Source organism: Serratia odorifera (assembly GCF_041448735.1).
GTDB lineage: Bacteria > Pseudomonadota > Gammaproteobacteria > Enterobacterales > Enterobacteriaceae > Serratia_F > Serratia_F odorifera.
On record NZ_JBGMUT010000003.1, the window covers coordinates 213,989 to 239,413 of the forward strand.

General features: G+C 58.4%; 22 protein-coding genes and 1 riboswitch. Of the genes, 14 read left to right on the forward strand and 8 right to left on the reverse strand.

All coding sequences use genetic code 11. The features are described 5' to 3' along the window. Nucleotides 1-221 precede the first annotated feature (221 nt). The 4 genes from ACCC84_RS11465 (at nucleotide 222) to yjeH (ending at nucleotide 7,226) form a co-directional block, all read left to right on the forward strand. On the forward strand, nucleotides 222-1,529 hold the full coding sequence (locus tag ACCC84_RS11465; RefSeq protein ID WP_004958301.1) for a CYTH domain-containing protein: 1,308 nt from the start codon (nucleotides 222-224) through the stop codon (nucleotides 1,527-1,529). A gap of 46 nt (nucleotides 1,530-1,575) precedes the next feature. Continuing rightward, a complete protein-coding gene (gene glnE, locus ACCC84_RS11470; RefSeq protein ID WP_004958302.1) occupies nucleotides 1,576-4,413 on the forward strand; it encodes a bifunctional [glutamate--ammonia ligase]-adenylyl-L-tyrosine phosphorylase/[glutamate--ammonia-ligase] adenylyltransferase in 2,838 nt (945 codons plus the stop codon). A gap of 80 nt (nucleotides 4,414-4,493) precedes the next feature. Further along, nucleotides 4,494-5,924: a bifunctional D-glycero-beta-D-manno-heptose-7-phosphate kinase/D-glycero-beta-D-manno-heptose 1-phosphate adenylyltransferase HldE gene (gene hldE / locus ACCC84_RS11475; protein WP_004958304.1), complete on the forward strand. Its 1,431-nt coding sequence runs from the start codon at nucleotides 4,494-4,496 to the stop codon at nucleotides 5,922-5,924. 66 nt (nucleotides 5,925-5,990) lie between these two features. Next, nucleotides 5,991-7,226 carry an L-methionine/branched-chain amino acid transporter gene (gene yjeH, locus ACCC84_RS11480; protein ID WP_004958306.1) on the forward strand — a complete coding sequence of 412 codons (1,236 nt, stop codon included), beginning with the start codon at nucleotides 5,991-5,993 and terminating at the stop codon, nucleotides 7,224-7,226. Nucleotides 7,227-7,272: 46 nt separating this feature from the next. On the opposite strand, the gene ubiK is transcribed toward yjeH, so the two are convergent. After that, nucleotides 7,273-7,542 carry a ubiquinone biosynthesis accessory factor UbiK gene (gene ubiK, locus ACCC84_RS11485; protein WP_004958308.1) on the reverse strand — a complete coding sequence of 90 codons (270 nt, stop codon included), beginning with the start codon at nucleotides 7,540-7,542 and terminating at the stop codon, nucleotides 7,273-7,275. 146 nt (nucleotides 7,543-7,688) lie between these two features. Continuing rightward, nucleotides 7,689-7,847, forward strand: a riboswitch (FMN riboswitch). 107 nt (nucleotides 7,848-7,954) lie between these two features. Between ubiK and ribB the strand changes: the two genes are divergently transcribed. Further along, on the forward strand, nucleotides 7,955-8,608 hold the full coding sequence (gene ribB / locus ACCC84_RS11490; RefSeq protein ID WP_004958310.1) for a 3,4-dihydroxy-2-butanone-4-phosphate synthase: 654 nt from the start codon (nucleotides 7,955-7,957) through the stop codon (nucleotides 8,606-8,608). A gap of 89 nt (nucleotides 8,609-8,697) precedes the next feature. Here the strand turns inward: ribB and zupT are convergent, their stop codons facing one another. After that, a complete protein-coding gene (gene zupT / locus ACCC84_RS11495) occupies nucleotides 8,698-9,465 on the reverse strand; it encodes a zinc transporter ZupT (RefSeq protein WP_004958312.1) in 768 nt (255 codons plus the stop codon). Between the two features lie 206 nt (nucleotides 9,466-9,671). Here zupT and ygiD point away from each other — a divergent pair, with 206 nt between their 5' ends. Next, nucleotides 9,672-10,454 carry a 4,5-DOPA-extradiol-dioxygenase gene (gene ygiD, locus ACCC84_RS11500; protein WP_039991704.1) on the forward strand — a complete coding sequence of 261 codons (783 nt, stop codon included), beginning with the start codon at nucleotides 9,672-9,674 and terminating at the stop codon, nucleotides 10,452-10,454. A 31-nt stretch (nucleotides 10,455-10,485) separates the two neighbouring features. Here the strand turns inward: ygiD and ACCC84_RS11505 are convergent, their stop codons facing one another. Both ACCC84_RS11505 and ACCC84_RS11510 read right to left on the reverse strand, forming a co-directional pair. Next, the gene (locus ACCC84_RS11505) at nucleotides 10,486-11,646 is read right to left on the reverse strand and encodes a glutathionylspermidine synthase family protein (RefSeq protein WP_004958318.1); all 1,161 of its coding nucleotides are present in this window, start codon (nucleotides 11,644-11,646) and stop codon (nucleotides 10,486-10,488) included. Nucleotides 11,647-11,649: 3 nt separating this feature from the next. After that, nucleotides 11,650-12,306, reverse strand: coding sequence for a DUF1190 family protein (locus tag ACCC84_RS11510; RefSeq protein ID WP_004958319.1), 657 nt, complete (start codon nucleotides 12,304-12,306; stop codon nucleotides 11,650-11,652). A 310-nt stretch (nucleotides 12,307-12,616) separates the two neighbouring features. On the opposite strand from ACCC84_RS11510, the gene dhaK reads away from it, so the two are divergent. From dhaK to dhaM, 3 genes are read left to right on the forward strand one after another with little or no spacing between them, the layout of a single operon-like run. Further along, nucleotides 12,617-13,687 carry a dihydroxyacetone kinase subunit DhaK gene (dhaK, locus tag ACCC84_RS11515; RefSeq protein WP_004958320.1) on the forward strand — a complete coding sequence of 357 codons (1,071 nt, stop codon included), beginning with the start codon at nucleotides 12,617-12,619 and terminating at the stop codon, nucleotides 13,685-13,687. A gap of 9 nt (nucleotides 13,688-13,696) precedes the next feature. Continuing rightward, on the forward strand, nucleotides 13,697-14,326 hold the full coding sequence (gene dhaL / locus ACCC84_RS11520) for a dihydroxyacetone kinase subunit DhaL (protein WP_198773740.1): 630 nt from the start codon (nucleotides 13,697-13,699) through the stop codon (nucleotides 14,324-14,326). A gap of 12 nt (nucleotides 14,327-14,338) precedes the next feature. Beyond that, nucleotides 14,339-15,769 (forward strand): dihydroxyacetone kinase phosphoryl donor subunit DhaM, encoded by a 1,431-nt coding sequence (gene dhaM, locus ACCC84_RS11525; protein ID WP_198773741.1) that lies wholly within the window; start codon nucleotides 14,339-14,341, stop codon nucleotides 15,767-15,769. Here the strand turns inward: dhaM and dhaR are convergent. Both dhaR and tolC read right to left on the reverse strand, forming a co-directional pair. Further along, on the reverse strand, nucleotides 15,766-17,709 hold the full coding sequence (gene dhaR, locus ACCC84_RS11530) for a dihydroxyacetone kinase operon transcriptional regulator DhaR (protein ID WP_371901921.1): 1,944 nt from the start codon (nucleotides 17,707-17,709) through the stop codon (nucleotides 15,766-15,768). The two genes, dhaM and dhaR, sit on opposite strands and share 4 nt — an antisense overlap. A gap of 138 nt (nucleotides 17,710-17,847) precedes the next feature. Continuing rightward, nucleotides 17,848-19,359, reverse strand: coding sequence for an outer membrane channel protein TolC (gene tolC, locus ACCC84_RS11535; protein ID WP_371901922.1), 1,512 nt, complete (start codon nucleotides 19,357-19,359; stop codon nucleotides 17,848-17,850). Nucleotides 19,360-19,643: 284 nt separating this feature from the next. On the opposite strand from tolC, the gene nudF reads away from it, so the two are divergent. The 5 genes from nudF to parE all read left to right on the forward strand — a co-directional run bounded on the left by nudF (nucleotide 19,644) and on the right by parE (nucleotide 24,266). Beyond that, nucleotides 19,644-20,276 carry an ADP-ribose diphosphatase gene (nudF, locus tag ACCC84_RS11540; RefSeq protein ID WP_004958330.1) on the forward strand — a complete coding sequence of 211 codons (633 nt, stop codon included), beginning with the start codon at nucleotides 19,644-19,646 and terminating at the stop codon, nucleotides 20,274-20,276. Further along, a complete protein-coding gene (locus ACCC84_RS11545) occupies nucleotides 20,277-20,702 on the forward strand; it encodes a DUF1249 family protein (protein WP_004958333.1) in 426 nt (141 codons plus the stop codon). It abuts the gene before it with no gap. 213 nt (nucleotides 20,703-20,915) lie between these two features. Next, nucleotides 20,916-21,743, forward strand: a complete 828-nt coding sequence (gene cpdA, locus ACCC84_RS11550) for a 3',5'-cyclic-AMP phosphodiesterase (protein ID WP_004958334.1) — start codon at nucleotides 20,916-20,918, stop codon at nucleotides 21,741-21,743. After that, complete coding sequence (yqiA, locus tag ACCC84_RS11555; RefSeq protein WP_004958336.1) at nucleotides 21,743-22,324, forward strand: esterase YqiA; 582 nt, start codon at nucleotides 21,743-21,745, stop codon at nucleotides 22,322-22,324. Before cpdA ends, yqiA begins: the two co-directional genes overlap by 1 nt. A 46-nt stretch (nucleotides 22,325-22,370) precedes the next feature. Further along, nucleotides 22,371-24,266 (forward strand): DNA topoisomerase IV subunit B, encoded by a 1,896-nt coding sequence (parE, locus tag ACCC84_RS11560; RefSeq protein ID WP_039991707.1) that lies wholly within the window; start codon nucleotides 22,371-22,373, stop codon nucleotides 24,264-24,266. Between the two features lie 71 nt (nucleotides 24,267-24,337). Here the strand turns inward: parE and ACCC84_RS11565 are convergent, their stop codons facing one another. Both ACCC84_RS11565 and ACCC84_RS11570 read right to left on the reverse strand, forming a co-directional pair. Continuing rightward, nucleotides 24,338-24,646, reverse strand: a complete 309-nt coding sequence (locus ACCC84_RS11565; protein ID WP_004958340.1) for a putative quinol monooxygenase — start codon at nucleotides 24,644-24,646, stop codon at nucleotides 24,338-24,340. 136 nt (nucleotides 24,647-24,782) lie between these two features. Beyond that, nucleotides 24,783-25,364, reverse strand: coding sequence for an NAD(P)H-dependent oxidoreductase (locus ACCC84_RS11570; protein WP_004958341.1), 582 nt, complete (start codon nucleotides 25,362-25,364; stop codon nucleotides 24,783-24,785). Nucleotides 25,365-25,425 lie beyond the last annotated feature (61 nt).

The following is a 25,425-nucleotide window of genomic DNA, read 5'->3' on the forward strand; positions in this document are numbered from 1 at the left end:
ACGCAACGCCAAAACCGGAATGAGAACTATCTTACTGTGGCTGATTCTGTGAGTTGTGCGCCATTTTATTGCGTAACAGGTTTTTTCTGCATTCAGCAGGGTTCAGCCGCCGGGAATCGCGGTAAGATAATCGCCACTGTGCGGTCGCCGGCAACGCCGTTTTGTCGGCGCATTACCACGAAGCGTCTCGCGAACGTGTAACTTATTGGTGTAAAAGACTTATGACCGTTGAAATCGAACTGAAATTTATTGCTACTCCCGCCGCGGTGGCCGCGTTACCGGCACAGTTGGCGGCATGGCCGCACCAGCATTCTGCACCGCAGCGTCTGACCAATATTTACTTTGAAACCGACGACAATTTTCTGCGCCGCCACGATATGGGGCTGCGCATCCGGGGGTTCGACGAACGCTTTGAGATGACCATCAAAACTGCCGGCTCGGTAGTCGCTGGTTTGCATCAGCGGCCGGAATACAACGTGGCGATCGCCGCACCGGAACTGGCGCTGGCACAATTCCCGGCGGACATCTGGCCGCAGGACTGTGATGTGTTCGCGCTACAGCAGCGGTTGCAGCCGCTGTTCCGCACCGACTTTGTACGTGAGAAGTGGGTGATCACTTACGATAACAGCCTGATCGAGGTTGGCCTCGACCAGGGAGAGGTGCGTGCTGGCGAACGGGTGGAACCGCTGTGCGAAATTGAACTGGAGCTCAAGCAGGGTGATACCGCCGACGTGCTGAAACTGGCTGCCGAACTGGCGCAGAACGGTGGTCTGCGTCAGGGGAGCCTGAGCAAGGCTGCACGCGGCTATCATCTGGCACAGGGCAACCCCGAGCGCCAGCGGCGGCCGTTGAATATCTTGAAAATGCCAGCAAAGTCCAGCGTTGAACAAGGAATGATTGCCGGTTTTGAACTGGCGCTGAACCATTGGCAGTATCACGAAGAGCTGTGGCTGCGCGGCGACGTGAAAGCGCGGCAGGGCGTTATTGAGGCCATTACCCTGATACGTCAGATATTGGTGGTGTTTGGCGGGCTGGTGCCGCGTAAGGCAAGTGCCGAACTGCGTAACCGACTGACCGCGCTGGAACCGTTGTTGGAGGACAGCAGCACCGAAGCGCAGGAGCTGTGTTTCGGCGTCGAGTACCTGCAATGTAAGTTGGCGCTTACATCATGGTTGGTGACCGGTGCATGGCGCGCCTTTGTCGATGCCAAGGCCCGCACCAGGCTTGAGGGATCATTCAAGCGTTTCTGCGACATCATGCTGGGACGCAGCGCAGCAGAGTTGAAAGAGGCGTTTAACCGCAGTCTGAATGACGATGAATATCAGGAACAATTGCCTCGCCTGACGCGCCAGCTGGCGGCGTTTGCCTTGCTTTCCGGCGCCTATCCAGACAGCGAAAGCGAGCCATACATCACCGCCTGGCGCGAACTGCAGGCGGCAGTGGCCGAACGTCGTCAGGGCTGGTATGAAGGTTGCCGCAAAAACGCCTTATCCCATGCGCCATTCTGGTTAAACGGCGCGGTTCGTTAATCACTTTTGGCCTGCCGGTGGCAGGCCACCGTCAGAGGCATTCATTATGTTGCCACTTTCAGCCCTCTTGCAGGCCCAGGCGCAGCAGATCGTTGAGCGTTTCCATGCTATCCAGGGCGCAGAGTTTACCCTTGGCGCGCATGAACAGCAGATCCTGGCGTCGAGCGATTTTATCAGCGATATGCTGCTCAGCCACCCGGAATGGCTGGATACTTTGCGCAGGCAGCCGCCGCAGCCGGACGAATGCCAGCATTACACCGCCTGGCTGCAAGACCTGCTGGAAGAAGTCCCTGATGAAGCAGCGCTGATGCGCACACTGCGCCTGTTCCGACGGGAAACCCTGGTGCGCATCGCCTGGGCGCAGGCGCAAAATCTCTGCAGCACCGAACAGACCTTGCGCCAGCTGAGCGCATTGGCGGAAACGCTGATCGTCAGCGCACGCGACTGGCTGTATCAAACCTGCTGTCGCGAATGGGGCACGCCGTGCAATGGCGAAGGCGTGCCGCAGCCGCTGCTGATCCTTGGCATGGGTAAACTGGGCGGCGGCGAACTGAACTTTTCTTCGGATATCGATCTGATTTTCGCCTACCCGGAAAATGGCCAGACCGAAGGCGGTCGGCGCCAGCTGGATAACGCCCAATTCTTTACGCGCCTCGGTCAGCGGCTGATCAAAGCGCTGGATCAGCAAACCATCGACGGTTTTGTCTATCGCGTCGACATGCGCCTGCGGCCGTTTGGCGACAGCGGCCCGCTGGTGATGAGCTTTGCCGCACTGGAAGACTATTACCAGGAACAGGGGCGCGACTGGGAGCGCTACGCGATGGTCAAGGCGCGTCTGATGGGCGGGTTTGACGATGCATACAGCCAGGAGCTGCGCAAGATGCTGCGGCCGTTCGTGTTCCGCCGCTACATCGATTTCAGCGTGATCCAGTCGCTGCGCAATATGAAAGGCATGATTGCACGTGAAGTGCGGCGCCGTGGGCTAAAGGACAACATTAAGCTGGGAGCCGGCGGCATTCGCGAAATCGAATTTATCACCCAGGTGTTTCAATTGATCCGAGGCGGGCGCGAGCCAGCATTGCAGGGGCGGGCGCTGTTGCCGACGCTGCAGGCGGTGGGCGAACTGGGGCTGTTGCCACCCGAGCAGGTGGTGCAACTGAGCGACGGCTATCTGTTCCTGCGTCGTCTGGAAAACCTGTTGCAGGCGATAGCCGATCAGCAAACCCAGACCCTGCCGCAGGATGCGCTCGATCAGGCGCGACTGGCCTGGGGCATGGGCGTTGCCGACTGGCCAACCCTGTTGCAACGTCTGGAGTACCATATGCAGGCGGTCAGGGCGGTGTTTGACCAGCTTATCGGCGACGACAGCCCCGATATCGGCGAAGATCCCCACTATCAGCATTATCACAGCCTGTGGCAGGATGCCCTGGAACAGCAGGAAATCGCACCGTTGACGCCGCATCTGGACGACGAGGAGCGGAGCATGATGTTGCGCACCATCGCCGAATTCCGCCACGATGTGGACAAGCGTACCATCGGGCCGCGCGGGCGCGACGTGCTGGATCAACTGATGCCGCGTTTGCTGGCGGCAGTCTGCCAGCGCAACGACGCGCCGACCGCGCTGGTGCGTCTGACGCAGCTGTTGTTGAGCATCGTCACCCGTACCACCTATCTGGAGCTGCTGGTGGAGTATCAGGCGGCGCTCAGCCACCTGATTCGCCTGTGCGCGGCGTCGCCGATGGTGGCCAGCCAATTGGCGCGCTATCCGCTGCTGCTGGATGAACTGCTTGACCCGTCAACGCTCTACCAGCCGGTAGCACCGGATGCCTATCGCAGCGAGCTGCGGCAGTATTTGCTGCGAGTCCCGGAAGATGACGAAGAACAGCGTCTGGAGGCGCTGCGGCAGTTCAAGCAGGCGCAGCAGTTGCGCATTGCCGCCGGTGATATTGCCGAAGCGCTGCCGGTAATGAAAGTGAGCGATCACTTAACCTATCTGGCGGAGGCGATCATCGACGCCGTGGTACAACAGGCGTGGAACGATATGGTGGCACGCTATGGCCAGCCGACCCACTTGCAAGAGCGTGAAGGTCGCGGGTTCGCGGTGATTGGCTACGGCAAGCTGGGCGGTTGGGAACTGGGCTACAGTTCCGATCTCGATCTGGTGTTCCTGCTGGATTGTCCGCCTGACGTGATGACCGACGGCGATCGTTGCATTGACGGCCGCCAGTTCTATCTGCGTTTGGCGCAGCGCGTGATGCACCTGTTCAGCACCCGAACCTCGTCCGGCATTCTGTATGAGGTGGACGCACGTCTGCGGCCATCCGGCGCGGCCGGCATGCTGGTCAGCACCGTGGAGGCCTTTGCCGATTATCAGCAGAACGAAGCCTGGACCTGGGAACACCAGGCATTGGTGCGGGCGCGTATCGTGTATGGCGATCCGGCACTGCATCAACGCTTCGATCAAATCCGCAGCCAGATCCTCTGCAAAACGCGCGTCGGCGCAACGTTGCAGCAGGAAGTGCGCGACATGCGCGAAAAAATGCGAAATCACCTCGGCAACAAGCAGCGCGAGCTGTTTGATATCAAAGCGGATGAGGGGGGGATAACGGATATCGAATTTATCGCCCAATATCTGGTCTTACGCTATGCCGCCGACGAACCGCGCCTGACGCGCTGGTCCGATAACGTGCGGATTTTCGAGTTGATGGCCAATTACGACATCATGCCGGAAGACGAAGCGCGTGCGTTGACCCGCGCTTATGTCACCATGCGCGATGAAATTCATCACCTGGCGTTGCAGGAGCACTCCGGCAAAGTCAGCAGCGAACTGTTCACCGCCGAGCGCGCACAGGTGCGCGCCAGCTGGAGCCAGTGGCTGGGTTAGACACCAGGTTTTTGCTGGTATCAACGGCGTCTGTGATACTATCGGCGCCATTAATTTTATGACCTGTTTGGAGTTATCGGATGAAAGTTACACTGCCTGATTTTCGCCGCGCCGGTGTACTGGTGGTTGGTGACGTCATGTTGGATCGCTATTGGTATGGGCCGACCAGCCGTATTTCACCGGAAGCCCCGGTACCGGTGGTCAAGGTGGATACCATCGAAGAGCGTCCCGGCGGTGCGGCTAACGTCGCGATGAACATTGCCTCGCTGGGCGCCAACTCGCGCCTGGTGGGCCTGACCGGCATTGACGATGCGGCGCGTGCGCTGAGCGCCAAGCTCAACGAAGTCAACGTACGTTGTGACTTCGTGTCGGTACCGACGCATCCGACCATCACCAAGCTGCGCGTGCTGTCTCGCAATCAGCAGCTTATTCGCCTTGATTTCGAAGAAGGTTTTTCCAACGTCGATCCACAGCCGATGCTGGAGCGCATTCAACTGGCGCTGCCGCAGATTGGCGCACTGGTGCTGTCCGATTACGCCAAGGGCGCGCTGAGCAAGGTGCAAGGCATGATCAAACTGGCGCGTGACGCCGGGGTGCCGGTATTGATCGATCCCAAAGGCACCGATTTTGAACGCTACCGTGGCGCGACGCTGCTCACGCCAAACCTTTCGGAGTTTGAAGCGGTGGTGGGCCACTGCAAGGACGAAGCTGAGCTGGTGCAACGCGGCATGAAGCTGGTGGCTGATTTCGAGCTTTCCGCGCTGCTGGTGACGCGTTCGGAACATGGCATGACGCTGCTGCAACCGGGTCGTCCGCCGTTGCATCTGCCAACGCAGGCGCAGGAAGTGTTCGACGTGACCGGCGCCGGCGACACGGTGATTGGCGTATTGGCCGCGGCGCTGGCCGCCGGCAATACGCTGGAAGAGTCGTGTTTCCTGGCAAACGCCGCCGCTGGCGTGGTGGTCGGCAAGCTGGGGACCTCCACCGTTTCGCCGATCGAGCTGGAAAATGCCATCCGTGGTCGAGCTGAAACCGGTTTTGGCGTGATGAGCGAAGCACAGTTGAAAGAGGCGGTGGCGCAGGCACGCCAGCGCGGCGAAAAAGTGGTCATGACCAACGGTATCTTCGACATTCTGCATGCTGGTCACGTCTCTTACCTGGCCAATGCCCGCAAACTGGGCGATCGCCTGATCGTCGCGGTCAACAGCGATGCATCTACCAAGCGCCTGAAGGGCGAAACCCGCCCGGTAAATGCGTTGGAAAACCGCATGATCGTGCTGGGCGCGTTGGAGGCGGTCGATTGGGTGGTGCCGTTTGAAGAAGACACGCCACAGCGCCTGATCGCCGATATCCTGCCGGATCTGCTGGTGAAAGGCGGCGATTACAAACCGGAAGAGATTGCTGGCAGCGCTGAAGTGTGGGCCAACGGCGGCGACGTGAAAGTGCTGAACTTTGAAGATGGTCTGTCAACGACCAATATCATCAAAGCCATCAAGGACGGGCGCGGTTAATCACGCCGCTGCAACGAGAACATCTTGCGTGGGCGTGCCTGACGCCCCTGATTGCGGTGGTTGCCAGTGAGTGGATTAAAACAGGAACTGGGGTTGGCGCAGGGAGTGGGCCTGTTGTCCACCTCGCTGCTCGGCACCGGGGTGTTTGCCGTGCCGGCGTTAGCGGCCCAGCTGGCGCAGGGGGATAGCCTGTGGGCCTGGCCGCTGCTGATTGCATTGGTGTTCCCGATTGCCATCGCCTTTGCCGCGTTAGGACGTCACTTCCCCAGCGCCGGCGGTGCGGCGCATTTTGTCGGTATGGCGTTTGGTCCGCGTATGGCCAAGGTCACCGCCTGGCTGTTCCTGTCGGTGATCCCGGTGGGTTTGCCCGCCGCCTTGCAAATCGCCGCCGGTTTCTGGCAGGCAACGCTCGGGTGGAGTGCCAACGGCCTGCTGCTGGTGCAAATCGCCACGCTGATGGCCATCTGGTTGCTCGGTACCCGCAGCGCCGGCTCCAGCGCTAATATTCAAACCCTGATCGCGATCCTGGTGGTGGCTCTGGTGGCTGCCATCTGGTGGAAAGGTGGGATCAGACCGGCGCATATTCCTTGGCCGGCGCTCGATGAGATTTCTCCTCCCAAGCTGTTTCATGCCCTGGCGGTGATGTTCTGGTGCTTCGTCGGACTGGAGGCCTTTGCGCATCTGGCGACGGAGTTTCGCCAGCCGGAACGCGACTTCCCGCGCGCTTTGCTGCTGGGTCTGCTGGTGGCCGGCCTGGTGTACTGGGGCTGTACCGTCGCGGTGCTGCACTTTCACGCCTACGGTGAGCACCAGGCGGCTGCGGCCTCGCTGCCCGCTATCGTGGTGCAGCTGTTTGGCCAGCATGCGCTGTGGATTGCCTGCGTGATCGGTTATCTGGCCTGTTTCGCCAGCGTGAATATCTATACCCAGAGTTTTGCCCGGCTGGTGTGGTCGCAGGCGCAGAGCAAGCCCGGCAGCGCCTTGGCGCAATTGTCCGCCGGACAGGCACCGGTCAATGCGCTCAGCGCAGTGGTGGGCAGCTGCTTGCTGTTTACCTTGCTGATCTACGCGCTTGATTTGCCGCTGGACACGCTGCTGGTGTACGCCAACGGAATCTTCGTGCTGATTTATCTGCTGTGCATGCTGGCGGGCTGCCGCATTTTATTGGGCCGTTCGCGCTGGATGGCGGCGGTTGGCACGCTGCTGTGCCTGCTGTTGCTGGTGATTATCGGCTGGAAAAGTCTCTACGCGCTGGCGATGTTGGTGCTGATTTGGCTGGTGTTGCCGCGCGGCAAGGCGTAAGAAATACAGGGCTGAACCGGCGTTCAGCCCCGATCCGGCAAGCGATTTATTCTTCTTCCTGCTTTGGCGTGCCGGTCTGCTTGCTTTCCAGCTCGGCCAGACGCTGCTCCAGCAGAGCCAGTTTTTCGCGCGTGCGCAGCAGAACCTGAGTCTGTACGTCAAACTCTTCGCGATTGACCAGGTCCAGGCGGGTCAGCTGCGCTTGCAGCACCTGACGGATTTTCTTTTCTACGTCTTCCCCGAATTCACGGACACCCTTGGGCATGGATTCATGTACCTGGCGTGCGATCTGTTCAATTTTTTTCGGGTCAATCATGGCGTATCCCTTTCAGAATGTAATGGCTGTTGCCTAGTGTAATGCGAGTTGCCCGCTGGATAAACTAACTTTCACCTTGCCGATATGCATGATAAGTGCACGCTTTGCCAATTGCCTCGGATAATCATTAGCGTTATAGTCATAACGCTTATTCTCAGGGCGGGGTGAAAGTCCCCACCGGCGGTAAATCATCTTCTACGGTGAAAGCCCGCGAGCGCTCAGCCAGCCTTTGGGTCGGTTAGAGGTCAGCAGATCCGGTGTAATTCCGGGGCCGACGGTTATAGTCCGGATGGGAGAGAGTAACGGTAACTGCCGGGCTTACGCCCGCTTGCGTTATTTTTGGCTATCTCTACGCCACTCCTCAAGATCGCCCTGGTTCTGGTAATCCATAAATTTAATGAGGTTTTTTACCATGAATCAGACGCTACTTTCAGACTTCGGCACGCCGGTAGAACGCGTTGAACGCGCGTTGGACGCATTGCGCAATGGGCGCGGCGTTATGGTGCTTGATGATGAAAATCGTGAAAACGAAGGTGACATGATCTTCGCCGCCGAAACCATGACCGTGGAGCAGATGGCGCTGACCATTCGCCACGGCAGCGGCATCGTTTGCCTGTGTCTCACCGAAGAACGCCGTCAGCAGCTTGAGCTGCCAATGATGGTGACCAACAACTCCAGCCAGTTCCAGACCGCCTTCACCGTGACCATTGAAGCGGCGCAGGGCGTTACCACCGGCGTTTCCGCCGCAGACCGCCTGACTACCATTCGTGCGGCAATTGCCGACAATGCCAAACCGAGCGATCTGAACCGCCCGGGCCACGTGTTCCCGTTGCGCGCACAGCCGGGTGGCGTGCTGAGTCGTCGTGGCCACACCGAAGCGACCATCGATATGGTGGCGCTGGCCGGTTTTAAACCCGCTGGCGTACTCTGTGAACTGACCAACGATGATGGCACCATGGCGCATGCGCCGGAAGTGATCGCGTTCGCCAAGCAGCACGAGATGCCGGTGCTGACCATCGAAGATCTGGTGGCCTACCGCCAGATGCACGAAAAGCAGGCGAGCTGATGTTCTGCCAGGGTGTTGCGTGCGACACCTGTGGCCGATAGGCAGATAAAAAAGGCTGAACCTGGTTCAGCCTTTTTGCATTTTTAGCATTAACCGATGCCGCCGCTTTGCAGCAGCGTCAGGCTAAAACCCATCACTGCCATACCGCACAATACGCCGTAACTGGGGTTATTATGCGGATCGATCTCTTTTGCCAGTGGCATCAGTTCATCTACCGACAAGGCCACCATAATGCCGGCCACCGCCGCCATGATTGAGGCCATCACCACCGGGGAAATCATCGGGCCAAGCAGCACAAACGCCAGTACCCCGCCGAGAATTTCTGCCAACCCCGATATTCCCGACCAGAACAGCGCTTTGGTTTTTGACCCGGTAGCGGCGTACACCGGCCCGGCCACCGCCAGACCTTCGGGAATGTTATGCATGGCAACGGCTAACGCGATGCCCATGCCCAGTTCCAGATCGGCGCTGGCGGTGACGAAGGTGGCAATGCCCTCCGGGAAGTTATGCAGACTGATGCCGAGCGTCAGCAGGATCGCGGTGCGCTTCAGATTGAGCGGTTTGAGCGGCTTCTGCACCAGATCCTGCGGGTGCTGGTGCGGCAACATGCGATCGAGCGCAAAATACCCCAGCAGGCCGAACATGAACATCCCATAGCCCAGCATTGGCGACATGCCCGGCGTATGCAGCGCGGCAGGCAGCATTTCCATTAGAGAAATCAACAGCATAATCCCGGCGGCGAAACCGAGGGCAAACGCCAGCAGCCGGTTGGAGGGCTTCTGTCCGATGATGCCGAACAGCGCGCCTACGAAGGTTGCACCACCGGCCAGCAGAGTCAAAATCAGCGGTACCGACATCGTGGTCCTCTATGCTAATGATAATTATTCATATTCTGATACTAACAGAGTAAAGGTATAAATCGAGTGGATTTGCCTGATTGTTCTTATTGATTTAACCGTTCAAATTTCTTGAATATCTTCATCACGCTTATCCGACTGTGTCGCGCTGACAAACGGCGTAAGGTAGTCAGCAGTAACGTTGAACCTTCAGCAAAGGATAAGTTATGACCACTTCTCGCATGCCTGCTCTGTTCCTCGGCCATGGTAGCCCGATGAACGTATTGGAAGAAAACCGCTATACCGCAGCGTGGCGCCAACTGGGCGAAACGCTGCCGCGGCCGAAGGCAATTCTGGCGATCTCTGCCCATTGGTATACCCGCGGTACTGCGGTAACGGCGATGGAATTTCCCAAAACCATTCACGATTTTGGCGGTTTCCCGCAGGCGCTGTTTGATACGCAATACCCAGCGCCGGGTTCACCGGCGTTGGCTGCGCAGGTGCAACAGTTGCTGGCACCGACCACGGTCACGGCCGATACCGGCGAATGGGGGCTCGACCATGGCAGTTGGGGAGTGTTGATCAAGATGTATCCGCAAGCGGATATTCCGGTGGTGCAATTGAGCATCGACGGTACGCAACCGGCGGAATATCACTTTGAACTGGGCAGGAAACTGGCGGCGCTGCGTGAGCAGGGGGTGATGATGGTGGCCAGCGGCAACGTGGTGCATAATTTGAGAAAGGTGAAATGGCAGGGCGACACCAGCCCGTACCCGTGGGCCGAGTCGTTTAATCGCTATGTGCGAGACAACCTGACCTACCGGGGCGAACACCATCCTCTGGTGAATTTTATGCAGCACGAGGGGGCGGCGCTGTCCAACCCGACGCCGGAACACTATCTGCCGTTGCTGTACGTGCTGGGCAGTTGGAACGGTGAGGAGCCGATTGGCGTACCGATTGACGGCCTGGAAATGGGCGCGTTGAGTATGCTGTCGGTGCAGGTGGGCTAAAACAATGCCAGCGTATCGCTGGCATTGTTGGTTAATCGAGGATGATATGCGGATAAAAGCGTGACAGATCCTGGGTGATCGGTTCACGATCCTCTCGCAGGCCAATGCCACACGGCCGATCGTCCACCAGCCAACTGCCGATCAGCGTGTAGTTGCCGTCGAACTGTGGCAGCGGATGGAATTGCTGCACGATCATGCCTTCTTCGCCATACGGGCCGTCAACCCGCGCCACTTCCTGACCGTTTTTCACAATCTTGATGTTGGCGCCTTCGCGGGAGAACAGCGGTTTGACGACGTAGTGATCGAGCGTCGGGTGCCGATCTTCGGCAAAATAGGCCGGCAGCAGGTTCGGGTGATCCGGGAACATTTTCCACAGCATCGGCAACAGCGCCTTATTGGAGATAATGCTTTTCCAGGCGGGCTCCAGCCAGCGAACACCGGCGTCTTCCAGCTTGGTGGAGAACATTTCGCGCAGCATGAACTCCCAGGGATACAGTTTGAACAGGTTGCCGATGACCTGGTTTTGCAGATCGGTGAACTGGCCTTTTTCGCCGAGGCCAATCTCTTCCATAAACAGGAATTCGGTGGCGATGCCAGCCTCTTGCGCGCAGTCTTGCAAATATTGCACCGTACCGCGATCTTCCTCGCTGTCCTGACAGCAAGCCATATGCAGCAGCTGGAATCCGTGCTGAGCTTTCAGTTCGCCAAAACGTTCAATCAGTTTCTCTTGCAGGCTGTTGTACTGGTCCGCCTGTGCGTCCAGTTTGCCGGCATTGATCTGGTCTTCCAGCCAGATCCACTGGAAGAACGCCGCCTCGTAAAGTGACGTTGGGGTATCGGCGTTGTTTTCCAGCAGTTTCGGTGGGTTAACGCCGTCATAGGCCAGATCGAGGCGTGAATAGAGCGACGGCGTATTGGTGCGCCATGAGCTGCGCACGAATTCCCAGGTGTGTTTCGGAATACGGAATTTGGCCAGCAGCTCATCGCTGTCGACCACGGTTTCAACCACTTGCAGGCACATCTGATGCAGTTCGGCGGTGGCGCTTTCGATCTCGTCGATTTGCGCTAGCGTGAACTGATAATAAGCGTCTTCCCGCCAATAGGGTTCGCCATACATGGTGTGGAAGTTGAAGCCGAATTCCGCCGCCTTTTCACGCCAGTCCGGGCGTTCTGCAATTGCAACGCGTTTCATGCCTTAACCACCCATGCTGCGTGAGCCGGATGTCGCACTGCTGCGCTGCATGCTGGTCTGCTTGGCAACCGACTCACCGAAGCCGCCGCGGGTGATGGTATTGGTCACCGGCGGTTTTGGCGCCATGGCGGTTTTTGGCACCGTCATGGTACGCCCGCCGGCGGTGGCCGGACCGTAGTTCTTGCCGCTGGCGTCAACAAACTTGCCGTTCGCCGGGCTGGCCGGGTTTTTTGAGGTGAACAGCGGCTGCTGGGCAAAGCCGGAACCGCCCATCATGCGTCCCATCATGTAGCCGGCCATCAGCGGCATCCAGAAACTGCCGCTGCTTTGCGACTCGGCCGCCATGCCGGCCTGCGCCGGTGCCTGGGTACATTGCGCTTCACCGAATTCGGCCACGCAGTCTTCACGGCTGGCGTACTTCGGTGCGGTTTTTTCGGCTTCTTTCAGTGCGTTGTTGTAAGCGGTGGTGCACTGCTCGCTCATCGACGGGTTACTGCGCGAACAGTCGTCGGCATTCTGGTACAGCGAGACCGTTTCATCCGTCTTTTCACAGCCGGCCAGCATAAACACTGCGCTGATCGCCAAAGCCACCGGGGCAACGCGGTAGCTGCGCCAGGATTTGCGGAACGTCTCTTGGTTGATGTTTTTTGTCCGTTTCATCGTTGTTAATCCCATCGTGCGGGCTGTTTTCGCCCTTTCCCAGTAGTGGCGTAAGGATAGGGGAAAGATGCTCAAAATTAAAGCTGAATCCCAGGCCTGGCGCGACTCTTTACGCAGCTATACGTTTTGCTGTGCGCCAGTTCTCTTTACTGCTGAAAAAACACGCTTCGCTGTTTCAAAATGAAACCCCAGCTGCCGATTGGTGTTCCATAATGAAACAAAAAACCGGCTGATCGCCAAGTGATTGTGGCGTCGTATAGTCACCGTTGACCACCCCCCGATCCCGCTGTCCCCTACAGAGGAGTTAACCGTGAAAAAGCTTATTAATCAGGTTGAAACAGTATTGGACGAGCAACTGCTCGGCCTGGGCGAAGCGCACCCCGAACTGCGGGTGCATCAGGATCCGCTGTTTGTCACCCGCGCCGATGGTCCGGTGGCGGGCAAGGTGGCGATCCTCTCCGGCGGCGGCAGTGGCCATGAACCGATGCACTGCGGTTTCGTTGGTGAGGGTATGCTCGACGGTGCCTGTCCGGGCGAGATTTTCACCTCGCCGACGCCGGACAAGATGTACGAATGCGGCTTGGCGATTGACGGCGGCGCCGGTGTGCTGCTGCTGATCAAGAATTACACCGGCGACGTGCTGAATTTTGAAACCGCCACGGAGCTGCTGCACGACGGCGGCATACCGGTGGCAACGGTGCTGGTGGACGACGACGTGGCGGTGAAAGACAGCCTGTTTACCGCAGGACGGCGTGGCGTTGCCAATACCGTACTGATGGAAAAACTGCTTGGCGCGGCGGCACAGCGCGGCGATACGCTGGATGATCTGGTGACGCTGGGTCACCGCTTGAACAATCAGGGACATTCAATCGGCATTGCCCTGGGCGCCTGTACCGTACCCGCGGCCGGTAAACCGTCGTTTACGCTGGCGGAAAACCAGATGGAGTTCGGCGTGGGCATTCACGGCGAGCCGGGCATTGAACGGCGGCCATTCACTACGCTTAACCACGCGGTGGATGACATGTTCCATACGTTGATAGAACACGGCAATTATCAGCGCACCTTGCGCGTCTGGCAGCGGGCGCAAGGCGAATGGCGCGATGATGTACAGGTAAAAAAGCCGCTGATGCGTGGCGATCGGGTGATTGCGCTGGTGAATAACCTGGGGGCGACGCCACTGTCAGAGCTGTACGGCGTTTACCACCGTCTGGCAGAGCGCTGTGCGGAGGCGGGAATCATCATCGAACGCAACCTGATCGGCGCATATTGCACTTCGCTGGACATGCAGGGCGTTTCCATCACGCTGTTGAAAGTGGACGATCCATTGTTGGCGCTGTGGGATGCGCCGGTGAAAACCCCTGCGCTACGTTGGGGCTGCTGAGGAGAACAGATGATGCTGACAAAACAACAGGTGGTTGACTGGCTGATGCGCTGCGGCGAGGTCTTTGCCCGTGAACGAGACTTTCTGACTCAATTGGACACCGACATCGGCGATGCCGATCATGGCCTCAACATGAACCGTGGCTTTAATAAAGTGGTAGAAAAACTGCCGTCGGTGGCGGACAAGGATATCGGTTTCATCCTGAAGAACACCGGCATGACGTTGCTGTCCAGCGTTGGCGGTGCGAGCGGTCCGCTGTTCGGCACGTTTTTCATTCGCGCCGCGCAGGCGGCCAATGCCAAGCAAAGTCTGGATCTGGCGGAATTGCAGCACATGATGCAGGAAGGGGTCGAGGGGGTGGTGATGCGGGGTAAGGCGGAGCCGGGCGATAAAACCATGTGTGACGCGTGGTGGCCGGTGGTCGAGAGCCTGCGGCAATCGGCGCAACAGCAACTGAGCGTGGCGCAAGCCTTGCAACGGGCGGCAGAGTGCGCGCAGCAGGCGGTGGAAGCAACGATTGCCATGCAGGCGCGCAAGGGGCGAGCCAGCTACCTCGGCGAGCGCAGCATCGGTCACCAGGATCCGGGTGCCACGTCGGTAATGTTGATGGTGAAAACGCTGGCGGAAATCGCCGCCTAGGCGGGAGGCAAAATGATCAATATCGTAGTGGTTTCTCACAGCGCGTTACTGGCGCAGGGCGTTCAGGCGCTGGCGCAACAGATGATGCGCGGCGACGGCTGTAAACTGGCGCTGGCGGCGGGGGTTGATGATGAACAGCATCCCATCGGTACCGACGCGATAAAAGTCATGGCGGCGATTGAAGCGGTGGCAGACGGCGATGCCATCGTAGTGTTGATGGATTTGGGCAGCGCAGTGCTGAGCGCGGAAACCGCGCTGGAGCTGCTGGATCCGGCGTTGGCGGCCAAGGTATCGCTGTGCGCCGCGCCGCTGGTGGAGGGCACGCTGGCGGCGATCGTTGCGGCCAATTCGGGAGCCGGGCTGGAGCAGGTGTTGGCCGAAGCGCGTGGCGCATTACAGGCCAAGCAGGCGCAGTTGGGCGAAGCGACGCCAGCCAGCAAATCGCTGAGCCTGCCGCTAAACCAGGGAAAAAGCGTCAGTTGGACGGTGCAAAATGCCCATGGTCTGCATGCACGCCCGGCAGCACGGCTGGCGGAAACGCTGGCGCCGTTCGATGCCGAACTGGTGCTGGAAAAGGCCGGCCAATGCGCCAATCCGCGCAGTTTGAATCAGTTGGCGCTGCTGCAGGTTCGCCAGGGTGATAGCGTGCGGCTGATCGCCAGCGGCACGCAGGCCGATCTGGCCCTGGCCGCTTTCCAGGCGCTGGCGGAACAGCATTTTGGCGAAACGGTTTCAGCTCACCAACAACCTTCGCTGCACGGTATTCCCGTGGAGGAGAGCGTCAGTAGCGGCCCGGTGTTGCAGGTTTACAGTTTCTGGCCGACGCTAGCGGAACGCAAGATCGGCGCTGACGACATTCTCAACGAGCAGCAGCGGCTGCGTGAAGCCTTGCAGCATACGCTGAGCGATTTGAACCGGCTGGCGGAGCGTACCGCGACCTTGATCGGCAAACCGCAGGCGGGAATATTCGGCGCGCACAGCATGTTGCTGGACGATCCGGATCTGCAACAGGCGGCCTATACGCGTATCGCCCAGCAGTTTTGCAGCGCCGAGCAGGCATGGCGGCAAGAGCTGGAGGCCATCGCCGCCGATTATCGCACGCTGGACGACGAGTATCTGCGCGCGCGCGAACTGGACGTGCGCGATATGCTGCGCCGTACCCTGAGCCATTTGCAGCGGCAGACTATTCCACCGATCGTCTTGACCACGCCGGCGATCCTGGTAATGGATGAGCTGATGCCGTCGGAAGTGGTGATGCTGGATCGCCGCATGGTATTGGGCATTTGCCTGAGTGGCGGCCACGCGCTGTCACACAGCGCAATTCTGGCCAAGGCGATGGGCATTCCGATGGTGGTTGGCATGAGCGATTGTCTGAGCAAAACCCGTAGCGGTCAACAAGCCATGCTGGATGCCGCGCGCGGCGTGCTGCAGCTCAGCCACTAGGCGCGCAGCTTGAACTGGCGGATATCGATTTGATAATGCTTTATTTTCCGCCACAGCGTGGTGCGGCCGATCGCCAGCAATTGGGCCATTTCGTTTAACTGTCCACGGCTGACGCTGGCCGCGTGCAGGATCGCCTGACGTTCGGTTTCCGCCAGCGTGGGCGTGGTGATGGTCGGCGGGAGGTCAGACGCCAGCTGCTGGCCCAGCAGATGGGCGGGTAAATCCGCCAGTTGAATATGGTGGTTATGGCAGATCATGGCCGCGCGCTCCACCACGCCTTTCAGTTGCAGATCGTTGCCGGGCCACGGGTATAACCCGAGCTGGGTCAAGACGTCATGATCCACCCGGAAGCGGCATTGAAAATGCAATTCCAACGCGTGTAAATGATGGTGTACCAACAGCGGAATGTCGTCCAGACGCTGGCGTAGCGGCGGGATCTGGATTTCGAACGCCTGCAGACTGTAAAACAGCTGGCGGCGGAAGCGGTTTTGCTGCACCAACAGCGGTAGATTGGCGGCGCTGGTGGCGATGATGCGTACATCGACCGGGATCACCCGGTTGGAATTGAGGCGCATGACAATGCCGGTTTTCAGCACCTGCAACAGCGCTGACTGCATATCCGGCGGTAAATACTCAATCTGTTCCAGATACAGTGTGCCGCCGTTGGCCAGCTCGAATTTGCTTAATTGTCCGGCCCGCTCTTCGTTGGCATCGCTGCCCAGCAGATCGCGCAGGCCCTGCGCTTCGGGCATCAGTTGGCAGTTGAGGGCGATATACGGCCCGGCGGCGCGTTCGCTGGCATTGTGAATCGCCTGGCCCAGCAGTTCCTTGCCTACCCCCTCTTCACCACACAGCAAAATCGGCTGATTACCCTTGGCGGCCTGTTGGCCATAGCGGATCAGGCGGCGCATCTCCAGCGAGCCGGACGGCATTTGCTCAAAGGTATGGCTGACGCGGCCAAGCTGGCTGCTGACGTAACGGCGCAGCGGTTCCAGCGGATGCAGCAGGGCGATAAAGCCACAGTGGTTGCCGTCGGGGATCGGCTTCAAGGTCAGCAGCGCGGCGATAAACTGTTGCTGGTTTTCGAAGGTGACCTCCATATGCTGCAACGGTTGCCGCTGCTCGATGGCGCGCTTGAGCATTGCCGGCAGCGTCAGCAGTTGCGCCAGCGGTTTCCCCAGGCTGTGCTGAACGTCGAGTTTCAGCATTGCTGCCGCGCGCTGGTTGAGGTATTGCAGATAACCCCGGTGATCCCAGGCCATGACGCCATCGTCCACGCCGTCGAGCAAGCCATAAAGCTGGTTCAGGTGGCGGTTGGATTCAGCCAGTAAACCGTCGGCATTCAACGAATTGCCGATCTCGCGCGCCAGCGCCAGCGTCAGTGACAGGTCGCCGGCGGCGGCGGCGATGAGTTGACAGCCGAGCGCAATGGCGCCGCGTTGACGGCCGCTGTTGTCATACACCGGTGTGGCGCAGAATGACCAGTCATGTAACGCCTCACGCACATGCTGCTTGCCGCTGACCTGAATCGGATGCCCTTCGGACGCCGCCAGCGACGGCGCATTGGTGCCGATATCGCCTTCCGCCCAGTAAGCGCCGGGCAGCAAACCCAACTGCGCCAGCCGTTGGCATGTGGTGATATCGCCGCACTGCCACAGCATACAGCCGCTTTCATCGAGGATTATCAGCACGCAACGGCGTTGCTCCATGTATTCGTAAGCGTCCTCCAGCGCCGCCTGACCCAGCGTCAGCAAATCGTTTTTGCGCTGGCAGACGGAGCTGAAGGTGCTGCCCAGCGCGCGCTGGGGCGCCTTCCACACCGACGGGCGCATCAACGTGCGGCAACGCAGCCAGGAGGCATAAATGGCCGCTGGCGGACGCTGTGACGGCGGCAACGCGCCGTCAGCCATCAGGCGCTGCCAGAGTGGGAGATTCTCCATCGCGTTGCGTCCACAGGTTCACGGGGAAAGGATAATACTAAACCGAAGGGAGAGAGGCTGGCTGTGAACCGGCGAGCATTCGGCATAAAAAAGGGGCGTGGCTGACGCCACCCCCCGATATCGTGCCAGACCAGGCTATCAGTTTTGGAACGGATTGCGCGGTTGGCTAGCGGTGGTGGCCGGTGCGCTGGTACGTGGCGCCGGTGCCGAGGACACGCTGCGACTGGCAGGTACTGGCGCGGTCGTCTGCTGCATTGGCGCGTTGTCCTGGTAGCCGTCGGCATAGGCGTCTTGTGCGCTGTTCTGCGGTGCCACGGCGTCTGGCGCGGTTGACACCGGTTTACCCAGCGCGCTGTTCAGCATCATCAGATCGTTTTCGTTCAGCGTGCCGAGCGCAGATTTGATGTTCAACTGGTTGATCAGATAGGTATAACGCGCATCGGACAGGTTGCGTTTGGCGTCATAAAGCTGAGTGGTGGCGTCAAGCACGTCGACGATGGTGCGGGTGCCCACCTGATAGCCGGCTTCCATGGCATCCAGGGAGCTTTGCGCGGAGATCACCGCCTGTTTATACGCGTTGATGCTGCTGATCGAGGCATTGACGTTATTGAACGACGAACGCACGGTCTGCACCACCGTACGGTGCGAGCTTTCCAGCTGTTCGCTGGCACCGACGAAGCTGTACTGCGCCTGCTTGACCTGAGAGTTGGTCTGGCCGCCGCTGTAAATCGGCAGATTGAAACTTACGCCGATCTTGTTCTGGCCAACGTCCGAATCCTCGGTACGATTACGCGAGCCGCCGTTGTTGGTATTGGTAATACCGGTTGAGGCGCTCATGTCGATGGTCGGCATATAACCGGTCTGTGCATATTTGATCTGCTCGCGGGCCAGATCCTGGCTCAGACGGGCGGACAGCAAGCTCAGGTTGCGCGCTTCGGCTTCCTTCAGCAGGTTATTGACCGCGTCCGGGCGCTTGGTGGCGAAGCTGTCGGTGTTCAGCGAGGCCAGTTCCGGATAGAAGGCGCCGGTGACCTGACGCAGTGATTCCAGCGCGTTGTCCAGCGCATTGCGGGCGCTGACTTCTGCCGCCAGCACGGTATCGTAATTGGATCGGGCGTTTTGCACGTCGGTAATGGCGACCAGGCCGACGTTAAAACGCTGGGTAGTCTGATCGAGCGTGCGGTACACCGCATCTTTCTGCGCCTGGGTGTAGCTCAGGGTGTCAATCGCCTTCAATACGTTGAAGTAGGCGGTGGCGGTATTGAGAATCAGCTGCTGTTCAGCGGTCTGGAAGGTAACGTCGGAAATACCGGCGGTTTTTTCCTGCAGCGTCAGCGCACGCCATTTGGACATGTCAAAAATGGTCTGAGTCAGCGCCAGCGAGCCGCTGGTGGTATCGGAATTGGTATCTTTGATATCACGATAACCACTGCCGTAAGTATACCCGGCGGTCAAACCCAGCTGCGGCAGCAACGGGCTGCGCGATTCGTTGATTTTTTCGAATGCGGCATCACGGTCAGCGGCAGACTTGCGCAGATCCGGGTTACTTTCCCTCGCCTGTTTGTAAACCTGCAGCAGGTTCTCTGCCTGGCTCATTGCACTGAAGCCGCCCAGGCTCAGTCCGATAAGAAGGGGGAGCAGTTTCTTCATTTGCATTCCTTGTTGTGCAGCAATATTGGTATGTTAGCGCTGACGATAGTCGAAATAGTTGCCGATTCTAACAGAGTCTTCGGTTCGCATAAGGTGGCTGAATGTGCCATCCGCGGGAACTTTTATCTTTCGAATGCCCTGTGAGCACTGGCTGAAATGCCTGCGCACTTCGCACCTGATATCATGGTCAACAATCTACCACAAAGCGGCGAAAGAAAGTCTCGCCGTTTCTGTCATCAAAACTGTTTATTTTATCGGCATACTCACGCAGGAGAAGAGTGCTTATGAGCCGTCCGCAGCCTACGCCCGTTACTTTCGATAAAAATGATGTAGAAATTATTGCACGTGACACGCTTTATCGTGGTTTTTTTTCACTCAATTTATACCGTTTTCGTCACCGGTTGTTCAATGGCGAGATGAGCGGCGAGGTCCGACGCGAGATTTTTGAACGCGGACACGCCGCGGTGCTGCTGCCTTACGACCCACAGCGCGACCAGGTGGTACTGGTGGAACAACTGCGCATCGCCGCGGTCGATACTTCCGAGTCCCCCTGGTTACTGGAAATGGTGGCGGGCATGATCGAAGTCGGTGAAAGCGTTGAGGATGTCTGTCGCCGAGAAGCGCTGGAGGAGGCGGGCATTGTGGTTGGGCGCTGCAAGCCGGTACTGAGCTACCTCGCCAGCCCGGGCGGCACCAGCGAACGGCTGTCGATTATGGTGGGCGAAGTGGACGCCAGCACCGCAGAAGGCATCCATGGGCTGGCTGAAGAGAATGAAGATATCCGAGTCCATGTGGTGAGCCGCGAACAGGCTTACCGTTGGGTTGAAGAGGGCGCGATTGATAATGCGGCATCGGTGATTGCATTGCAGTGGCTGGCGTTGCACCATGAATCGCTCAGAGCAGAGTGGATCAAGTAAATGACAAAGCGCTACACCCCTGATTTCCCGGAAATGATGAGACTGTGCGAAACCAACTTCGCGCAATTGCGTCGCTTGCTGCCGCGCAATGACCAAGTGGGCGAAACGGTGACTTATCAGGTGAGCAGCGCGCATTATCGTCTGACGATAATGGAATCCACGCGCTATACCACGCTGGTGGAAATCGAACAAACCTTCCCGGCGGTCAGCTATTGGAGCCTGCCGGCGATGACGGTACGGCTGTATCACGACGCGATGGTTGCGGAAGTGTGTGCCAGTCAGCAGATCTTTCGCTTTAAAGCGCGTTATGATTATCCTAATAAAAAGTTGCATCAACGCGACGAAAAGCATCAAATTAACCAGTTTCTTGCTGATTGGCTGCGCTACTGTTTAGCGCATGGGGCAATGTCGGTTCCGGTTTGCTAGGCACCCCCAATGCGTCAAGCGGCCTCTTTGTTGGCTGCCTTTGCTCACCCTGGTCGCCTGGCGGTCAGATACCAGGGATGATGAGCGTCGGCTCACCCGGTGGGCCAACGCAAGCGTTGTTCAAATCGGTCTGCGACCCATTTGCCGTTCAGTTGCCGTCTCGACGCAGCGCGATGCGGTAGGGATATGGACTGAGATAACAAAGGACACCATTTGGAAAGCCTGTTGAAACTGCCCGTGGCGAGTGGGGCCAAGGTCAGGATTTTACAAATAACCGATACCCACCTTTTTGCCGGCGAGAATGAGACCTTGCTGGGCATCAACACTTACCGCAGTTATCACGCGGTATTGGATGCCATCTGCGCGCAGCAACGGGAATACGATCTGATTGTCGCTACCGGTGACCTGGCACAGGATCATTCCCTCGAGGCCTACCGGCATTTTGCCGACGGCATCGCGCAACTGCCTGCGCCATGCGTCTGGCTGCCGGGCAATCACGATTTTCAGCCGGCAATGGTCGACGCATTGGCGGCGGCGGGCATTTCCCCGTCAAAGCAGGTTCTACTGGGCGACGGCTGGCAGGTGATCCTGCTGGACAGCCAGGTGTTCGGCGTGCCGCACGGCGAGCTGAGCGAATACCAGTTGGAATGGCTGGAGCGTTGTTTGCAGGCGTATCCCGAGCGTGCCACGCTGTTGCTGCTGCATCATCATCCGCTGCCGTCCGGCTGCACCTGGCTCGATCAGCACAGCCTGCGTAACCCGCACATGCTGGACGTCGTTCTGCAGCGCTATCCGAAGGTAAATACCCTGCTGTGCGGGCATATTCATCAGGATCTTGATCTGGCCTGGCACGGTCGCCGCGTGTTGGCCAGTCCGTCGACCTGCGTGCAATTCAAGCCGCATTGTACTAATTTTACCATCGATGACGTTTCTCCTGGCTGGCGCTATCTCGATCTGCTGCCGGATGGCCGCGTGGAAACGCAGGTCTTCCGCCTGGAAAACGATGATTTCCGCCCCGACATGGATTCGGATGGATATTGATGTCAACGCTGCTTTATCTACACGGCTTCAACAGCTCCCCCCAATCGGCCAAGGCGTCGTCGTTCAAGGCGTGGCTGGCTGAACATCATCCACATATCGAGATGCTGGTGCCGCAACTGCCACCTTACCCGGCAGAGGCCGCTGAACTGCTGGAAAATCTGGTGATGGAGCGTGCCGGGCAGACGTTGGGCGTGGTGGGGTCGTCGCTGGGGGGCTATTATGCCACCTGGCTGTCGCAGTGTTTTGCGCTGCCAGCAGTAGTGGTAAATCCTGCTGTGAAGCCGTTTGAGCTGCTGATTGACTACCTTGGGCAAAACGAGAACCCCTACACCGGTCAACAATATGTGTTAGAGTCTCGTCACGTTTACGATCTGAAAGTGATGCAGATCGACCCCTTGGAGTCGCCGGATCTGATCTGGCTGCTGCAGCAAACGGGCGATGAAATTCTCGATTACGGCCAGGCAGTGGCGTATTACAGCGCCTGCCGGCAAACGGTGGAGTCAGGTGGAAACCATGCCTTCGTCGGTTTCGAGCACTACTTCCCGCAGATTGTGGGTTTTTTAGGGCTCAACGCGGTCTGAACGGACCGTCCGGCACCTTCCTTTAACCACGAAAAAATAATCTACGATGACTCAATCCAGCTATAACGCTGATGCCATTGAAGTACTCAGCGGTCTAGAACCAGTGCGCCGTCGTCCCGGTATGTATACCGATACGTCGCGCCCGAACCACCTCGGCCAGGAGGTGATTGATAACAGCGTCGATGAAGCGTTGGCTGGCCATGCGAAGCGCATTGACGTGATTCTGCACGCCGATCAGTCACTGGAAGTGGTTGACGACGGTCGCGGCATGCCGGTGGACATCCACCCGGAAGAGGGCGTGCCGGCGGTGGAATTGATCCTGTGCCGGCTGCACGCCGGCGGTAAATTCTCCAACAAGAACTACCAGTTCTCCGGCGGTCTGCACGGCGTGGGGATTTCGGTGGTCAACGCCCTGTCGAAACGGGTGGAAGTCAACGTTAAGCGTGATGGCAACATTTACAGCATCGCGTTTGAAAACGGTGACAAGGTGCAAGATCTTGGCGTTACCGGCTCGTGCGGTAAACGTAACACCGGCACCAGCGTTCATTTTTGGCCGGACGAACAGTTCTTCGACAGCCCGCGCTTCTCCGTTTCGCGCCTCAGCCATTTGCTGAAGGCCAAAGCGGTATTGTGTCCGGGCGTTGAAATCTATTTCATCGACAAGGTGAACAACACCGAGCAGCGCTGGTGCTATCAGGACGGTTTGACCGACTACCTGATGGAGGCGGTCAATGGCCTGATCACCCTGCCGGAAGCACCGTTTGTCGGCAGTTTCGCCGGTGACATCGAAGCGGTGGACTGGGCATTGCTGTGGCTGCCGGAAGGCGGTGAGCTACTGACTGAAAGCTACGTCAACCTGATCCCGACCATGCAGGGCGGTACCCACGTCAATGGCTTGCGCCAGGGACTGCTGGACGCGATGCGCGAGTTCTGCGAATTCCGCAATATCCTGCCACGCGGCGTGAAGCTGTCGGCCGAGGATATCTGGGATCGCTGCGCCTATGTGTTATCGGTGAAAATGCAGGATCCGCAGTTTGCCGGGCAGACCAAGGAACGCTTGTCGTCACGTCAGTGCGCGGCGTTCGTTTCCGGCGTGGTGAAGGACGCTTTCAGCCTGTGGTTGAACCAGAACGTGCAGGCAGCGGAGCAGTTGGCCGAGCTGGCTATTTCCAGCGCCCAGCGTCGTCTGCGGGCAGCAAAAAAGGTGGTACGCAAGAAGCTGACCAGCGGCCCTGCGCTGCCGGGCAAACTGGCCGACTGCACCGCCCAGGATCTCAGCCTGACCGAACTGTTCCTGGTGGAAGGGGATTCCGCAGGCGGTTCGGCCAAACAGGCGCGCGACCGCGAATATCAGGCGATCATGCCGCTGAAGGGTAAAATCCTCAATACCTGGGAAGTGTCTTCGGACGAAGTGCTGGCATCACAGGAAGTGCATGACATTTCCGTTGCCATCGGCATCGATCCGGACAGCGACGATCTCAGCCAGTTGCGCTATGGCAAAATCTGTATCCTGGCGGATGCGGACTCCGACGGCCTGCACATCGCGACGCTGCTGTGCGCGCTGTTTGTCCGTCACTTCCGCTCGCTGGTCAAGGGCGGCCACGTTTACGTGGCGATGCCGCCGCTGTACCGTATCGACCTCGGCAAGGAAGTGTATTACGCACTCGACGAGGAAGAAAAAGCCGGCGTACTGGAGCAGTTGAAGCGCAAGAAAGGCAAGCCGAACGTGCAGCGCTTTAAAGGTCTGGGTGAGATGAACCCGCTGCAGCTGCGCGAAACCACCCTCGATCCGAATACGCGCCGTTTGGTGCAGTTGACGGTGAACGATGAGGATGTCGATCAGACGCTGGCGATGATGGATATGCTGTTGGCCAAGAAGCGCTCGGAAGATCGTCGCAACTGGTTGCAGGACAAAGGCGACATGGCCGAACTGGCGGTCTGACAGCCAACGATGGCGCCCCCGTATGCGCAGCGGCGCAAATAAAAAACCCGGCAAATTTGCCGGGTTTTCTTTTACAGTGCGGCTTCCAGCACCTGAATATTGATACCCAGCACGCTGTCTTTGATGGTCGCCCGATGGCGATGCATATGCTCCATCTCCAGGTGTTTTTCCAGGTGCGCCAGGCTGGCCCATTTTTCCAGCATAAATATTGAGTCAGGCACGGTTTGCTTCCATGGCAGCTGCGCGTTGTGGTCGATCATCGGCTGATAGCCGCCGCAACCGTCTTCCGCCAACACCGACGGAATCAGCTTTTCGATCGCTTGCAATACGCTCTCACGGTGGCCCGGCTTTACTTTGATTTCTGCAATTACGGTGATCATCACAACCTCATTTTTCAAACAGCGAAATGTCTATGCCTGATGCTTCATGCCGCAGCGCGACGGCTGGCCCAAGTCACCCTGGGGCGTACCGGGCCATGTAGCCTGGCGCAGGCGGCGTGAATCATGACGGCTATAGTTAAGCAAAAGTTTTTGTCAGATGCTCACGATATCGTGCGATATCACCTTGAATATCAGGCTGTTTGATGACGTCGTTACAGATAAAGGTCGGCAGCGCTTCCAGGCCGAGGAATTCGTTGGCCTTGTGGAAATGCAGGTAAACGCCGTCAACGCCAACGCCGTGGAAGAATTGTTCCGGGTCGGTAAAGGCTTCCAACGGTGCGTTCCAGGTCAGGCTGAGCATGTGCTTTTTGCCTTGCAGCAGGCCACCGGAGCCGTATTTCTTGCTGGCATCGGAGCGGGTACGGCCATCGCTGGCGTACAGGCTGCCATGGCCGGCGGTAAACACTTCATCGATGTACTTTTTCAGGATCCAGGGTTCGCCCATCCACCAACCCGGCATCTGGTAAATAATCGCGTCGGCCCACAGGTATTTTTGCACTTCTTCTTCAATGTCGTAGCCGTGATCAACCACCGTCAGTTGGAGGTCATGGCCGGCGTCGCGCAGGAAAGAGGCGGCGACGTCGGTCAGCGTGTCGTTCAGTTCGCCATTGGAGTGGCCAAATTTTTTACCTGCGTTGATCAGTAGGATGTTGCTCATCAGCGGTCTCTTTCAATAATAAAATGATTGGAGGAGTGTACGCCGGATTGCAGAGGGGAAA

Excerpts from the sequence above, each read along its gene's own strand:
- ACCC84_RS11465 (WP_004958301.1), top strand. The coding sequence starts at position 222 with ATGACCGTTGAAATCGAACTGAAATTTATTGCTACTCCCGCCGCGGTG.
- glnE (WP_004958302.1), top strand. The coding sequence starts at position 1,576 with ATGTTGCCACTTTCAGCCCTCTTGCAGGCCCAGGCGCAGCAGATCGTT.
- hldE (WP_004958304.1), top strand. The coding sequence starts at position 4,494 with ATGAAAGTTACACTGCCTGATTTTCGCCGCGCCGGTGTACTGGTGGTT.
- ubiK (WP_004958308.1), bottom strand. The coding sequence starts at position 7,542 with ATGATTGACCCGAAAAAAATTGAACAGATCGCACGCCAGGTACATGAA.
- ribB (WP_004958310.1), top strand. The coding sequence starts at position 7,955 with ATGAATCAGACGCTACTTTCAGACTTCGGCACGCCGGTAGAACGCGTT.
- zupT (WP_004958312.1), bottom strand. The coding sequence starts at position 9,465 with ATGTCGGTACCGCTGATTTTGACTCTGCTGGCCGGTGGTGCAACCTTC.
- ygiD (WP_039991704.1), top strand. The coding sequence starts at position 9,672 with ATGACCACTTCTCGCATGCCTGCTCTGTTCCTCGGCCATGGTAGCCCG.
- ACCC84_RS11505 (WP_004958318.1), bottom strand. The coding sequence starts at position 11,646 with ATGAAACGCGTTGCAATTGCAGAACGCCCGGACTGGCGTGAAAAGGCG.
- ACCC84_RS11510 (WP_004958319.1), bottom strand. The coding sequence starts at position 12,306 with ATGAAACGGACAAAAAACATCAACCAAGAGACGTTCCGCAAATCCTGG.
- dhaL (WP_198773740.1), top strand. The coding sequence starts at position 13,697 with ATGATGCTGACAAAACAACAGGTGGTTGACTGGCTGATGCGCTGCGGC.
- dhaM (WP_198773741.1), top strand. The coding sequence starts at position 14,339 with ATGATCAATATCGTAGTGGTTTCTCACAGCGCGTTACTGGCGCAGGGC.
- dhaR (WP_371901921.1), bottom strand. The coding sequence starts at position 17,709 with ATGGAGAATCTCCCACTCTGGCAGCGCCTGATGGCTGACGGCGCGTTG.
- tolC (WP_371901922.1), bottom strand. The coding sequence starts at position 19,359 with ATGAAGAAACTGCTCCCCCTTCTTATCGGACTGAGCCTGGGCGGCTTC.
- nudF (WP_004958330.1), top strand. The coding sequence starts at position 19,644 with ATGAGCCGTCCGCAGCCTACGCCCGTTACTTTCGATAAAAATGATGTA.
- ACCC84_RS11545 (WP_004958333.1), top strand. The coding sequence starts at position 20,277 with ATGACAAAGCGCTACACCCCTGATTTCCCGGAAATGATGAGACTGTGC.
- yqiA (WP_004958336.1), top strand. The coding sequence starts at position 21,743 with ATGTCAACGCTGCTTTATCTACACGGCTTCAACAGCTCCCCCCAATCG.
- parE (WP_039991707.1), top strand. The coding sequence starts at position 22,371 with ATGACTCAATCCAGCTATAACGCTGATGCCATTGAAGTACTCAGCGGT.
- ACCC84_RS11565 (WP_004958340.1), bottom strand. The coding sequence starts at position 24,646 with ATGATCACCGTAATTGCAGAAATCAAAGTAAAGCCGGGCCACCGTGAG.
- ACCC84_RS11570 (WP_004958341.1), bottom strand. The coding sequence starts at position 25,364 with ATGAGCAACATCCTACTGATCAACGCAGGTAAAAAATTTGGCCACTCC.